Source organism: Neptunomonas japonica DSM 18939 (assembly GCF_000422765.1).
Lineage (GTDB): Bacteria > Pseudomonadota > Gammaproteobacteria > Pseudomonadales > Balneatricaceae > Neptunomonas > Neptunomonas japonica.
This window is the reverse complement of the sequence record NZ_AUGR01000015.1, coordinates 86,691-99,805: the sequence shown is the minus strand read 5'-3', so window position 1 is coordinate 99,805 and position 13,115 is coordinate 86,691. Positions and strand designations below refer to the sequence as shown.

The following is a 13,115-nucleotide window of genomic DNA, read 5'->3' as shown; positions in this document are numbered from 1 at the left end:
GCAGCTAGGTATCAATGCTATTAACTAGTTTTTAGCCATTTTATATTTAAAATACTGCCTAGTTTATAAACCAGGAATACCAATAGGGCCAGGTAGGTCAGGAACAAGTGAACACCCAGCAAGAAACGCTGCAAAAACAACCATTAATATACATTTAAAGCGCATAAATATTCCCTAGTTATTCTGTTTGAAAACACTGTAGTGCAAAAAACAAAAAAAGGCGGAGAGATAACCGCCTTTTTATAGGTATTTTAGCTTTTAAGTATTGTATCTGTATTTATTTATCTTGATAAAGATGCACATCGCGCTGAGGAAATGGGATGCTACAACCCGCGCCTTCTACCGCTGTTTTCAAGCGAGGTAGAATATCAAAATAGAAGTCCCTGTAATCGTCTGTTTTTACAAAAGCGCGCACCATAAAGTCAATGGAGCTATCACCAAGGTTAACCACAGCAACGACGTTCCCCTCGTTCTGTAACACGCGCTCATCTTGTTGAATTACAGCTTCCAAAGCCGCTTTAGCTTTGTAGATATCATCACTGTATGCCACACCAATGCTGGATTCAACAGCACGAATATCACTGGCCGTATGGTTAATCAAATTCCCATTGGCTAAAGGGCCATTAGGAATAACCACAATACGTTTATCGAAGGTTTCTAGTGTCGTTACAAAGATACCGATGTCTTTAACAAACCCTTGCAGCGATTGGGCTTCTAGATAGTCGCCAACTTTGAAGGGGGCGAAAAATCAGTATCATGACGCCGCCTGCAAAGTTAGACAAACTCCCTTGTAACGCCAAACCAACAGCTAATCCTGCCGCCCCTAAAATAGCAACAAAGGAAGTTGTTTCAATACCTACCATTGAGGCAACACTGATAACCAATAACACTTTAAGAACAATGTTAATGCCACTGGCTAAGAAACTACCCAATGTTTGGTCTGGCAGTTTGTTAAACATAGAGGCTTGTAAAAATCGCGTAAAACGAGTGATAACCCAAAGACCGATGAGCAAAACAGCCAAAGCCATCAAAAACTGTGTGCCGTACACCAGCACCAACTCTTTGGCCTGTTCAATATAGGATTCTAATTGTTCCATGATAAGCGCCGCTCATTTGATTTTTTAGGTGCGCTATTATGACCTCTAGAGATGAAGAGTAGGTGAATACTTTCACCTACTTATCTATTATCCCGGCTGCTTATGCATCAAGCAGGAAGGCTATAGAGTACTTGATATTGCAGGTAGGTTAAAATCCTCAGATAGTCCCTCACGTAGCACCAACACATCACAGCTAAGCCTATCGAGGATGCGTTCTGCCGTATTCCCCAGTAGAGCGCCTTTGATGCCATCTCGACCATGTGTACCAATCACTACCAGCGCAGCGTGTTGCTCTTCTGCCACATTGGGAATCCAGTATTCCGGTGGCCCTTCTCCGATATGGTAATTACTGGCCGTAATTTTCATACTATCTAACAACACATGCGCTGCACGGCTGGTTTTTTCAGCTAACATATCCGCTGATTGGCTTTCTGCGTCGGCGCCCAACATTGGCGGCGCATATGAAACAACGACCTGTAAGTCTGCTTTAGCTTCTTGGCTTATCACACCCGCCATCATCAACACACTTTGGTTTAGCTGCAAACAGCTTTTTTTACGCGAGTGTGGATCAACAGCAGCCATGATTTTGCCACCTTCCCACAAGCTATCACGTTTCACCAATAACACCGGGCATGGAGCCTGACGTAATAACTGCCAATCAAGCGGTGCTAATAAGCCTTTATGTGAGATGTCGCAACTTTTTATGAGCAATGAAAAGTGATCACTTTTCCAACGCGCCAGCACATCTTTCAAGAAGCTCTTTTCCTTGTGGTAATGCTGTTTAATTTGCATACCATCCACGCTGAGTAACGCCATAAAGCGCATAATGGCGTGATCCGGCAATGGGGTAATCAACCACAAAACTTCTAACTCGCAACCCATTCGGTCTGCGATTAACACTCCACGTTTAAAAGCTTTTTCAGCAGTATCACTGGCATCTAATGCCACCAGCACCTTTTTAGTAAACATGCGTGTTTTCCTCAGTTTTAGCGGCGTTATGCTTGTGTAGTAAACACGCCAGCGCCGGCAGTAGTATGAGTGCACCTAGCATATTCCAGAGGAACATGAAGGTAAGCAGCACGCCCATATCGGCCTGAAATTTAATGGGTGAAAAGAGCCACAGCACCACGCCAATGGCGAGTGTAAGTCCGGTAAAGGCCACTGACGACCCCGTAGTTTTTAATGTTGCCAAATAGGCTTCGGGTAACGCCTTGCCCTGTAATAGATAGCTATTTAAGCGAGAGTATATATAGATGCCATAATCCACTCCGATGCCCACACCTAAAGCGATGACTGGCAAGGTTGCTACTTTCACACCAATACCTAGATACGCCATTAACGCTTGGCATAGCACAGAAGTGAGTGCCAGTGGTGCAATAATACAGATCACGGTTTTTATCGAACGAAATGTTAGTAAGCATAGAATACTGACTACTCCATAAACCCACGCTAGCATCTCGTATTGCGCAGTGCCGATTACATCATTTGTAGCGGCTTCAAAACCGCTGTTCCCGGCAGCCATTTCAAACTTAAGATCATCACTATTATGCTGTTTTGCAAACCCTTCGATGGCAGTTGAAACTCTCTCAAGGGTGGCTGCTTTATGATCATCCAAGAAAATAATGACGGGCAGTAATGAACAACTACCGTTCATAAACCCTGAAGGAACATAAGCCAATGAAGCGTTAATCACATACTGGTTGCGGCTAACGCTACGCCATTTGAGATTACCTTCGTTTAACCCAGCAGTCACACGCTTAGATACATTTACCAGCGACACACTGTTTTGGATACCCGGCACGTTAGTTAAGAACTGTTGAAAATCATCCACCACCGCCAGTGTTGCATAGCTAGTACACTGATCTGTCTGTGTTGTCGCCATCACCACAAAAATATCGCTTGAGGTGGAATAATGATCCGTTACAAAAGCATTATCGAGGTTATAGCGTGAGTCAGCGCGCAGCTCTGGCGCACCCTTATCCAAATCACCAATTTTGAGGTTTTGGCTACCATAAAGACCAACACCTAAAGCACACAAAGCAAAGACAACAGCGATCACAGCCCCACGAGGTTTAGCAAACACGATAAACAGCTGCCAGTGTGAACTTTCTTTATTTTGACTCGCATGCATCTTAGCTATGGCTTTCTTGCCCACACCCACATACGACATCAAGAGCGGCAATAATAATAAGTTAGTCAGAACAATTACCGCTACACCGACTGATGCAGCCACGGCCAAATCTTGAATAACCTGGATATCAATCACCATAAGGGTGACAAAGCCTAAGCCATCCGATAAAAGTGCTGTTAAGCCTGGAATATAAATAGCACGAAAAGCACGCCGCGCCGCTAACCAAGGATCAGCACCTTCTGACTGCTCTAATCGAATCGTGTTCACCACCTGTACGCCATGACTCACACCAATCGCAAACACTAGAAAAGGCACCAACATTGAGTATGGATCCAACCCATAACCCAATGTTTTTAATAAACCCATCTGCCAAACCACAGCGACTAATGAGCAGCCTATTGGAATGAGTGTGCCGGTAATGCTGCCAGAGTAGAGATAGAGCAACACTAGCGTGATACCAATAGCGATAGCGAAGAAGAGTGCGACCGACTTAGACCCATCAATCAAGTCACCAACGATTTTTGCAAACCCTGTAATGCGGATCTGAATATCTGTGGTTTCATACTTATCGCGGATTAACTCCTCTACCTTGCTCGAAAAAGCTTGATAGTTAAGCTTTTCACCGGTAGATGGATCTTTATCGAACAGCGGCATCTGAATAATGGCGGACTTAAAGTCATTCGCAACAAGAATACCAACCTGTCCTGAACGTAACACATTAGTACGCAGCTGTTCTAAACTAGCAGCACTGCCATCGTATTCAGGAGAGATGACCGGTCCTCCCTCAAAACCTTCTTCGGTAACTTCGGTCCAACGGACATTGGGGGTCCAGATAGATTTAAGTGCCGAGCGGTCCACACCCGGAATAAAGAACGCTTCATCGGTGACTTGCTTCAGAGTGTCTTGAAATTCTCTGGTAAAAATATCACCTTCTTTGGCTTGCACAACAACACGCAGACTATTACCTAGACCTGAAAGATCACTGCGGTATTTTAAGTAGTTTTCAACATAAGGATGGCTCGTAGGAATCATCTTTACAAAGCTAGCATCAGGCCGAATCTGTACCGCCTGAAAGCCGAGCCAGAGCGTGAGTAACACAAAAGCTAGCAACACTGGCATGCGTTTGTGAAAAAGAACTCGCTCAATCAGTTGCTCTGAGAGTTTAATGGGGCCTAACAGAGCAGAAGTAAGCTTTGATGTCGGTTTTGATGTTTGCCCTGATGTGGATGATGAATCACTCATAACTAGCCTCCAACGCCTTGTCAGATACACGCTTTATTCCTTTTTCGCCCACCAGCACCCAACCGTCATCAACACGCACAACAGAACTCCAAGCACGACGATCATGTTGTTCAAAAAATTTGAAGCTGCCTTGTAAATCATCATTAGTAGACGCATGTAATACCAATCCACCAAGCCCTACTAACATCAGTTCATTGCCATAGACAGCGGCACTGGTTAATGAAGAGGAGGTGTGTAACTCAACCTGTTGCCAAGAATCCCCTGTGTTGTCACTTGCAAATAGATGTCCACGTAAACCCAGCGCCAACAGCTGCGATTGCCCTTGTTGCTCAAAACTTGATAAGCCAAAAAATGAACCTTCATAAGGAGAACCAAGCGCTACCCAACTGTCACCAAGATCATTAGAACGAAACAGTAAACCGGCTTCTCCTCCAATAATTAAGACAGGACGTCCAACTTGCTGCACTAGTGAAAGCGCATTTAAGTGAAAACGATCCGGATTAGGTAAACGATGAGATAGTACCGACCAGTGCTCACCTCCATCTTCTGTTTTTAAAAATGAACCGTACGAGCCTAATAAAAACCCTTGCTGGTTATTAATAAAGAAAACATCTAACAGCGGCTGGGTTGGTCCCTCCTCCTCTGCTAGCACCGCATCCTCTAAATAAAACTCCAATTCATCCACGAGTAAGTCTTGCGCTTGCGGGTCGCCGCCAGCATCTACCAAGGCTTGATACGTTTTAAGCTGCAATTGGTTCAACTGCCGGCCATCGAGCTGCTTAACCCAGGTTTCTCCTGCATCTTTTGTATGTATCAATACGCCATCGTGACCAACAGCCCAACCATGTTGCGCATCGGAAAAAAATACAGCCGTTAATAACACACTGACCGGCGATTGCACTTGGCGCCATTGTTTGCCCTGATCCTCAGAAATCAGTACTCGCCCTTGGTCGCCCACTGCAATAAGACGCTCGCCCGCTTTGGTAACATCGAGTAACAAGCCATCACTCGCCCTATAAGAGATGGGGCTGGGAGTATCAATTCGATCAACCATCGCAAAGCTGAATGGTGTCACAACGATCAACAACAAAAATAGATACCGGCAAGCTCGCTGACCGGTTTTTTTAGCACTGAGCATATAGCCCCCACTTCTTATGATTATTTGGGGAGTAAACAGGAACAGCATCATATCATCCTAGAAAATATTCATACTTATCGACGCTGAGGTCCCTAAACCAGATATCAGCATCGTTTGTTAGTCTCTTTTGCTCAATGGCAGAAGTTATCAATATAGATGACATTATCGATCAGGGGTGTTTTTTGGCAAGCTTGTTTCCTATAGTAAACATTGATTTTTTATCTATTTTATAGTTTATTCATCCTGTCTAACAAAATAACTATAGGGTCCAGGCATCGACATATCGAGCCAAAGGACGGAGAGGGTATATTTCCCATGAAGAAATTTACACGTACGCTGCTATCTGTAGGTACTGCAATTTGCTTATACGGCGCAGTAGCACAGGCTGACACTATCAAAATCGGCCTAGCAGGCCCTGCAACAGGTCCTGTTGCTCAATACGGTGACATGCAAAAAATTGGCGTACTCGCTGCAATCGAGCAGATCAACAAAGCAGGCGGCATTAATGGTATGCAGCTTGAAGGCGTAATTTATGATGATGCATGCGATCCTAAACAAGCCGTCGCTGTTGCTAACAAAATCGTTAACGATGGTATCCAGCACGTTGTAGGTCACCTTTGCTCTTCTTCTACTGAGCCCGCTGCTGATATTTACGAAGAAGAAGGTGTTCTGATGATCACTGCCGCTTCTACCTCTCCTTCTATAACGGAAAAAGGTCATCAAATGATCTTCCGTACTATTGGTTTGGATAGCATGCAGGGCCCATTTGCTGGCCAGTATGTGATTAACAGCGTTAAGCCAAAAAACATGGCTATTATCCATGATAAGCAGCAGTACGGTGAAGGCCTTGCAACGGCAGTAAAAAAAGAAGTTGAAGCCGCAGGCATCAAACCCGTTATGTTTGAAGGTGTAACGCCAGGCGACAAAGATTTCTCTGCTCTCATCGCTAAATTGAAAAAGAACAAAGTAGACTTTGTTTACTACGGTGGCTACCACCCAGAGCTAGGTCTAATTTTGCGTCAATCTAAAGAAAAAGGCTTGGCTGCAAGATTTATGGGCCCTGAAGGTGTAGGTAACCCTGATATCTCTAAAATTGCCGGTGCAGCATCTGAAGGTCTGTTAGTGACACTACCACAGAGCTTTGATAAAGATCCTGCCAACCAAGCATTGGTTCAAGCCATTGTTGATAAAGGCGAAGATCCAACAGGTCCATTCGTATTCCCTGCTTATTCTGCGGTTGAAGTTATGACAGCAGCAATGACAGCAACTGGGTCTACTGATACAGAAAAACTAGCTGATTTCATCCGTAGCAACACGTTCAAAACAACGACAGGTGAATTGGCATTCAATGAGAAAGGCGACTTAGCTCAATTCTCATTTGTCGTTTACGACTGGCATGCAGACGGTACTAAAACACCAGCGAAGTAATGCTAATAACAATAATAGAATCAACACAGTATTTGCCACTGAGTTGATTAAAAATAAACACCCTTATTCCGTGATCCGGGATTAAGGGTGTTTCATTATACGGTTCCCGCATATGTCAGAAACTATTCTCTATTTGATTCAGCAGCTCATTAACGGGCTGACTATCGGGTCGACCTATGCCCTGATCGCTATTGGCTATACCATGGTCTACGGCATCATCGGCATGATTAATTTCGCTCACGGCGAAGTTTATATGATCGGCTCTTACATTACCTTTATCGTGATTGCCGGCCTATTAGGCATGGGCATGGTCAGCCTTCCGCTTATCCTGTTTATCGCCTTAGTAATTTCTGTGCTGATCGCCAGCACCTATGGCTGGACAATTGAGCGCGTTGCTTATCGCCCGTTGCGTGGCACAAACCGTTTAATTCCGCTGATTTCAGCGATTGGTATGTCTATCTTCCTGCAAAACTATGTTGTTTTGTCGCAAGGTTCACGTGATATCGCACTACCACCGATGATTTCCGGTAGTTGGACCTTTGGTGACCCAAACTTATTTGAAGTGTCTTTTTCATATATGCAGCTCTTCATCTGGGTAGCGACCTTTATCACTATGCTGGGATTAACCCTGTTTATCTCTCGCTCCCGTATGGGACGTGCTTGTCGTGCTTGTTCAGAAGATATTGGCATGACTAACTTACTCGGTGTAGACACTAACCGCGTTATCGCTATGACATTTATTATTGGTGCAGCGCTAGCCGCCATTGCCGGTTTACTTTTAAGTCTATATTACGGCGTGGTAAATCCATTTATTGGCTTTATGGCAGGTTTAAAAGCGTTTACAGCAGCTGTTTTAGGCGGTATCGGTTCAATACCCGGCGCAGTACTCGGTGGTCTGATATTGGGTGTCACAGAAGCTCTCACCGCTGCATACTTCCCTTCTGAATACAAAGATGTGGTTGCCTTTGGCTTATTAATACTGATCCTACTGTTCCGTCCTAGCGGCTTGTTAGGCAAACCGGAAGTGGAGAAAGTCTAATGGGTAAACTCTACAACGCAATTTTTTCTGCTGGTATCGCCTTTGTACTGGCATGTCTAATGATTGGTGTAAAACTCAACACCGATGGTACAACGCTTAAAGTAACAGGCGCGACTTCTGAACAGTGGGCGTGGATCATTGGCGGTATTGCACTGGTCTTTTTCTCACAGCTATTTGCAGACCAGATAGATTCTGCTTTTAGTAAAATTCCTAAGCCAAAGGTCGCTCACTTCATACCTGAAGGCGACAAAATGACGCAACTTAAGCCTTGGTTATTGGCTGGTCTGTTTGTCTGCATGGTCGTCTGGCCTTTCATGGTATCACGCGGCTCTGTTGATTTGGCCACACTAGCACTGATCTACATCATGCTCGGTCTTGGCCTGAACATTGTTGTTGGTTTAGCGGGGCTTTTGGATCTTGGTTATGTTGCCTTTTATGCTGTGGGTGCATACACCTATGCATTGTTATCGCAATATTTCGATATGTCTTTCTGGGTTTGCTTACCGATTTCGGCCGGTATGGCGGCCTTATTCGGCTTTATTCTTGGATTTCCGGTATTACGCTTACGCGGCGATTACCTTGCGATTGTAACTTTAGGCTTTGGTGAGATTATTCGCATCTTACTGAATAACTGGACAGCAGTAACAGGTGGCCCAAATGGTATTTCAGGTATCGCTAAGCCTGCGCTGTTCGGCTTAGAATTTACGCGTAGATCCAAAGATGGCAGCCCGCTCTTTCATGATTTTTTTGGTATCGACTACTCCAGCTCATATAAGGTTATTTTCCTTTATTTGATCGCCGTAGTATTAGTGGCCTTTGTTATCTTTGTTATCAACCGTCTAATGCGTATGCCCATTGGACGCGCATGGGAAGCGCTACGTGAAGACGAAATCGCTTGCCGCTCTCTTGGTCTTAACCGCACAGCCATTAAACTATCCGCCTTTACTATAGGCGCATCGACTGCGGGCTTTGCAGGTTCATTCTTTGCAGCACGACAGGGCTTTATCAGCCCAGAGTCCTTCACCTTTATCGAGTCAGCTATTATCTTAGCGATTGTGGTTCTCGGTGGTATGGGGTCGCAGGTTGGAGTCATTTTGGCAGCTATCGTTATGACGATCCTCCCTGAGTTGGCGCGTGAGTTCTCTGAATACCGCATGCTGTTATTCGGACTAACCATGGTTCTGATGATGCGCTGGCGCCCACAAGGTCTAGTACCCATGAAACGCCCTGTTCTGGAGTTGAAATAATGAGTCAGTTATTACTCGACGTTAACGGGCTGACCATGCAGTTTGGCGGACTGGTAGCGGTAAACAAAGTTAATTTAACCGTAAAAAACCGCCAAATTGTTTCCGTCATTGGACCCAATGGTGCTGGTAAAACAACCGTTTTTAACTGTTTGTCGGGTTTTTATATCCCAACAGCAGGCAGCGTTATGTTCAAAGGCAAAGAGATTGCTGGCATGAAAGATTTCCAAATCTCTCGCCAGGGCTTAGTACGTACTTTTCAGCACGTACGTCTATTCTCGAACATGACCGTGATTGAAAACATGTTGGTAGCACAGCATCGCCATTTAAATACGGGGCTATTGTCCGGATTATTTAAAACACCGTCTTATCGCCGACTAGAGCAAGAAGCGATGGATCGAGCGATCTTCTGGCTAAAAGAAGTTGACCTTCTCGACTCAGCTAATCGTGAGTCGGGGAACCTATCTTACGGCCAACAACGACGCTTAGAAATTGCGCGCTGCATGGTAACTCAGCCAGAGCTGTTGATGCTGGATGAACCAGCGGCGGGCCTTAACCCGAACGAAACCAAGGAACTTGATGAGCTGATTATCAAGTTACGAGATGAACATGAAATATCTATCCTGTTGATCGAGCACGATATGGGCTTAGTGATGGGTATTTCTGATCACATTTATGTGATTGCACAGGGAACACCTTTGGCCGACGGCAATGCCGACGATATCAAAAACAATCCTGATGTTATCAAAGCTTACCTTGGGGAATCGTAAGATGCTGAAACTGGAAAATGTAAATACCCATTACGGCAAGATCCAAGCACTACACGACATATCCATTGATGTTCATACCGGTGAAATTGTCACGCTTATCGGCGCGAATGGGGCAGGAAAAACCACGCTAATGATGACTATCTGTGGTGATCCTCGCGCTTCATCTGGGAAGATATTCTTTGATGGCGAGGAAATATCATCTGTAAACACCCCTGAGATCATGCGCAAAGGATTAGCCGTGGTTCCTGAAGGGCGGCGCGTTTTCTCTCGCCTGACGGTGCAAGAAAACTTGCATATGGGTGCTTACTTTCGCAGCAATGCGGAGTACGAAGAAAGTCTTGCACACGTACTTGAGCTGTTTCCGCGATTAGAAGAGCGTATCAGCCAACGTGCCGGCACAATGTCAGGTGGCGAACAACAGATGCTAGCTATTGGCCGTGCCATGATGAGCCGTCCTCGGATGATCTTATTAGATGAACCATCATTGGGGCTCGCTCCTATTATCATTCAGCAAATTTTCTCAATTATTGAGAAACTGCGTGATGAAGGCGTCACCATCTTTTTAGTAGAACAAAACGCTAATCAAGCGTTACGTATTGCTGATCGAGGTTACGTGATGGAAAACGGCCGTGTTGTTCTCAGCGATAGCGGTGATGCATTGTTAACTAACCCAGAAGTGCGCAAAGCATACCTAGGCGGCTAATCACCTAACTGTATACCAAAAGCCATTCGCTATTGACGTAGCGAGTGGCTTTTTTGCTCCTCGCACCTGCTCAAAAAACTTTCCTAAGAATTTCCCTAATGACTCACCTGCATATCACTAATCCTTGTCTATACTGATTTCTATAATATTTTGTAAGTTAACGCAGGAATACTGGTATGTCTCAATTTCGATTAGTCACCCGCAGCGACTTTGACGGTCTAGTGTGTGCAATTTTACTTAAACACCTCGACCTAATTAACGATATTACGTTTGTTCATCCTAAAGACATGCAGGATGGCACGATCAGCATTTCTGATAACGACATCACGACAAACTTACCTTATGTCGCTGCAGCTCACTTAGTTTTTGATCACCATCTATCAGAGACGCTGCGCAATCAAGGCGATCGACCTAACCATATTATCGACCCAGAAGCCCCTTCTGCTGCACGTGTTGTATGGAAGCATTACGGTGGAGAAGCAGCCTTTCCTAAAGAATGGAAAAGCATGATGTCTGCGGTAGATAAAGGAGACTCAGCGCAATACAACCAAGAGGAAGCACTAAACCCCAAACGCTGGGAATTGCTCAACTTCATTATGGATGCTCGCACGGGTCTCGGTCGCTTTCACGACTTCCGCATCTCTAATTACAATTTAATGATGGATCTAATTGATTACGGCAAAGACCATTCAATCGACGATCTTTTAGCACTCCCTGATGTTAAAGAGCGTGTCGATCTCTACTTTGAGCAAGAGAAAAAATTCAAGGACCAAATCACGCGCTGCGCTACAGTCCACGGCAACTTAGTCGTTCTGGACTTACGTAACGAAGAAGTCATCTACGCCGGTAATCGTTTTGTCATTTATGCTATGTTTCCACAATGCAACATTTCAATCCATGTACTGTGGGGTCTTAAACAACAGAACACGGTATTTGCAACAGGAAAGTCTATCTTTGACCGTTCATCCAAAACCAATGTTGGCGAGTTAATGCTGACCTATAACGGTGGCGGACACCAAGCAGCAGGAACCTGCCAAGTAGATAATGACAAAGCAACAGACACATTGCACAAGCTCACTGCTCAAATTAACGCTGACGGATAAACAGGATTATTAAATGGACTTCTACGATTGCCTTCGCTTACTGGCTGCTAAAGATGGTTCCGATCTTTACCTATCAACGGGAGCACCGCCTTGTGGAAAGTTTCAGGGGGTTTTAAAACCACTGAGCAAAACCCCTTTTCAGCCTGGAGAGATCGAAAAAATCGCCTTACAAGTGATGGACGCAGAGCAAAAAATTGCCTTCCAGCACGATTTAGAGATGAACCTAGCCATCTCTGTTGAGAAGTCAGGCCGCTTTCGTCTTAATATTTTTAAACAACGTAATGATGTTGCTATCGTTGCTCGAAATATCAAGACGGATATTCCCCGCATGGAAGACCTCGGTCTACCAGATGTACTTAAAGATGTCATTATGGCCAAACGTGGTCTGGTGCTATTTGTAGGCGGAACAGGTTCTGGTAAATCGACATCACTCGCGGCTCTTATTGACCACCGAAACAGCAATAGTGGTGGACACATCATCACCATTGAAGACCCCATCGAGTTCGTACATCACCATAAAAAGTCGATCGTTAATCAGCGTGAAGTCGGTGTAGATACACGTAGTTTCCACAACGCACTGATTAACACGCTTCGCCAAGCTCCCGATGTTATTCTAATTGGAGAGGTGCGCGACAAAGAAACAATGGAACACTGCTTAGCTTTTGCTGAAACGGGCCATCTCGCAATTTCTACGCTGCACGCCAATAATGCCAACCAAGCATTTGACCGTATTATCAACTTTTTCCCAGAAGAAAAGCGCCACCAGCTCCTCACTGACCTTTCACTGAACGTACGCGCCATTGTTTCGCAGCGTCTAGTGCATACAATTGATGGAAAACGAGCGGCGGCCATAGAGATTCTCCTCGGAACCTCAACAATTAAAGAGTTGATATTTAAAGGCGATATCGATGGCATTAAAGAGATTATGGCAAAGTCCGAAGCCTTAGGTATGCAAACCTTCGATTCAGCCCTTTTCAAGCTCGCCAGAGAAGGAAAAATTAGCGAGGAAGAAGCTATAAAAAATGCTGATTCAGCTAATAACCTGCGCTTAAAATTTAAGTTAAGTGAAGAGGGTAATAACAGCAGCAGTGGTGGATTAAACTTCAGTCTCGAAGAAGATAAAGTTGAAGAAGACGAGACGGAAGAAATTGACGATCACAAAGGCCAAACAGTGTTCTAATTTATCCTGTAAACTCCACCATCTATTATTAGCTTTTAAC

At 44.7% G+C, this 13,115-nt stretch carries 12 protein-coding genes and 1 pseudogene; 7 read left to right on the top strand and 6 right to left on the bottom strand.

The genetic code is table 11. From position 1 onward, the window contains the following. Nucleotides 1–277: 277 nt before the first annotated feature. The 6 genes and pseudogenes from G511_RS24635 to G511_RS22595 form a co-directional block, all read right to left on the bottom strand. Nucleotides 278–637, bottom strand: coding sequence for a mechanosensitive ion channel family protein (locus tag G511_RS24635; protein ID WP_342664794.1), 360 nt, complete (start codon nt 635–637; stop codon nt 278–280). A gap of 9 nt (nt 638–646) precedes the next feature. Then, nucleotides 647–703, bottom strand: a pseudogene (locus G511_RS24945) (hypothetical protein); the annotation flags it as partial. Next, nucleotides 687–1,097: a mechanosensitive ion channel family protein gene (locus G511_RS24835; RefSeq protein WP_211224895.1), complete on the bottom strand. Its 411-nt coding sequence runs from the start codon at nt 1,095–1,097 to the stop codon at nt 687–689. The pseudogene G511_RS24945 and the gene G511_RS24835, both read right to left, overlap by 17 nt. Nucleotides 1,098–1,217: 120 nt before the next feature. Continuing rightward, the gene (locus tag G511_RS23850; protein WP_051221890.1) at nt 1,218–2,066 is read right to left on the bottom strand and encodes a universal stress protein; all 849 of its coding nucleotides are present in this window, start codon (nt 2,064–2,066) and stop codon (nt 1,218–1,220) included. Further along, nucleotides 2,056–4,470: an efflux RND transporter permease subunit gene (locus G511_RS22600; RefSeq protein WP_084629081.1), complete on the bottom strand. Its 2,415-nt coding sequence runs from the start codon at nt 4,468–4,470 to the stop codon at nt 2,056–2,058. The genes G511_RS23850 and G511_RS22600 overlap by 11 nt, the downstream gene beginning before the upstream one ends. Next, nucleotides 4,463–5,608 (bottom strand): WD40/YVTN/BNR-like repeat-containing protein, encoded by a 1,146-nt coding sequence (locus tag G511_RS22595; RefSeq protein ID WP_051221888.1) that lies wholly within the window; start codon nt 5,606–5,608, stop codon nt 4,463–4,465. The genes G511_RS22600 and G511_RS22595 overlap by 8 nt, the downstream gene beginning before the upstream one ends. A 315-nt stretch (nt 5,609–5,923) precedes the next feature. Here G511_RS22595 and G511_RS0110775 point away from each other — a divergent pair, with 315 nt between their 5' ends. The 7 genes from G511_RS0110775 to G511_RS0110745 all read left to right on the top strand — a co-directional run bounded on the left by G511_RS0110775 (nt 5,924) and on the right by G511_RS0110745 (nt 13,075). Further along, nucleotides 5,924–7,036 carry a branched-chain amino acid ABC transporter substrate-binding protein gene (locus G511_RS0110775; protein ID WP_028469624.1) on the top strand — a complete coding sequence of 371 codons (1,113 nt, stop codon included), beginning with the start codon at nt 5,924–5,926 and terminating at the stop codon, nt 7,034–7,036. 112 nt (nt 7,037–7,148) lie between these two features. Next, nucleotides 7,149–8,075, top strand: a complete 927-nt coding sequence (livH, locus tag G511_RS0110770) for a high-affinity branched-chain amino acid ABC transporter permease LivH (protein ID WP_028469623.1) — start codon at nt 7,149–7,151, stop codon at nt 8,073–8,075. Then, a complete protein-coding gene (locus G511_RS0110765) occupies nt 8,075–9,322 on the top strand; it encodes a high-affinity branched-chain amino acid ABC transporter permease LivM (protein ID WP_028469622.1) in 1,248 nt (415 codons plus the stop codon). The genes livH and G511_RS0110765 overlap by 1 nt, the downstream gene beginning before the upstream one ends. Next, complete coding sequence (gene livG, locus G511_RS0110760) at nt 9,322–10,089, top strand: high-affinity branched-chain amino acid ABC transporter ATP-binding protein LivG (RefSeq protein ID WP_028469621.1); 768 nt, start codon at nt 9,322–9,324, stop codon at nt 10,087–10,089. The genes G511_RS0110765 and livG overlap by 1 nt, the downstream gene beginning before the upstream one ends. Before the next feature lies 1 nt (nt 10,090). Further along, the gene (locus G511_RS0110755) at nt 10,091–10,792 is read left to right on the top strand and encodes an ABC transporter ATP-binding protein (RefSeq protein WP_028469620.1); all 702 of its coding nucleotides are present in this window, start codon (nt 10,091–10,093) and stop codon (nt 10,790–10,792) included. 176 nt (nt 10,793–10,968) lie between these two features. Continuing rightward, nucleotides 10,969–11,895, top strand: coding sequence for an exopolyphosphatase (locus G511_RS0110750; RefSeq protein WP_028469619.1), 927 nt, complete (start codon nt 10,969–10,971; stop codon nt 11,893–11,895). A gap of 13 nt (nt 11,896–11,908) precedes the next feature. Then, entirely contained in the window at nt 11,909–13,075 is a 1,167-nt protein-coding gene (locus tag G511_RS0110745) for a PilT/PilU family type 4a pilus ATPase (protein WP_028469618.1), read from the top strand. The last annotated feature ends 40 nt before the right edge of the window (nt 13,076–13,115 follow it).

Coding starts and splice junctions, on each gene's coding strand:
- G511_RS24835 (WP_211224895.1), bottom strand. CDS start 1,097: ATGGAACAATTAGAATCCTATATTGAACAGGCCAAAGAGTTGGTGCTG.
- G511_RS23850 (WP_051221890.1), bottom strand. CDS start 2,066: ATGTTTACTAAAAAGGTGCTGGTGGCATTAGATGCCAGTGATACTGCT.
- G511_RS22600 (WP_084629081.1), bottom strand. CDS start 4,470: ATGAGTGATTCATCATCCACATCAGGGCAAACATCAAAACCGACATCA.
- G511_RS22595 (WP_051221888.1), bottom strand. CDS start 5,608: ATGCTCAGTGCTAAAAAAACCGGTCAGCGAGCTTGCCGGTATCTATTT.
- G511_RS0110775 (WP_028469624.1), top strand. CDS start 5,924: ATGAAGAAATTTACACGTACGCTGCTATCTGTAGGTACTGCAATTTGC.
- livH (WP_028469623.1), top strand. CDS start 7,149: ATGTCAGAAACTATTCTCTATTTGATTCAGCAGCTCATTAACGGGCTG.
- G511_RS0110765 (WP_028469622.1), top strand. CDS start 8,075: ATGGGTAAACTCTACAACGCAATTTTTTCTGCTGGTATCGCCTTTGTA.
- livG (WP_028469621.1), top strand. CDS start 9,322: ATGAGTCAGTTATTACTCGACGTTAACGGGCTGACCATGCAGTTTGGC.
- G511_RS0110755 (WP_028469620.1), top strand. CDS start 10,091: ATGCTGAAACTGGAAAATGTAAATACCCATTACGGCAAGATCCAAGCA.
- G511_RS0110750 (WP_028469619.1), top strand. CDS start 10,969: ATGTCTCAATTTCGATTAGTCACCCGCAGCGACTTTGACGGTCTAGTG.
- G511_RS0110745 (WP_028469618.1), top strand. CDS start 11,909: ATGGACTTCTACGATTGCCTTCGCTTACTGGCTGCTAAAGATGGTTCC.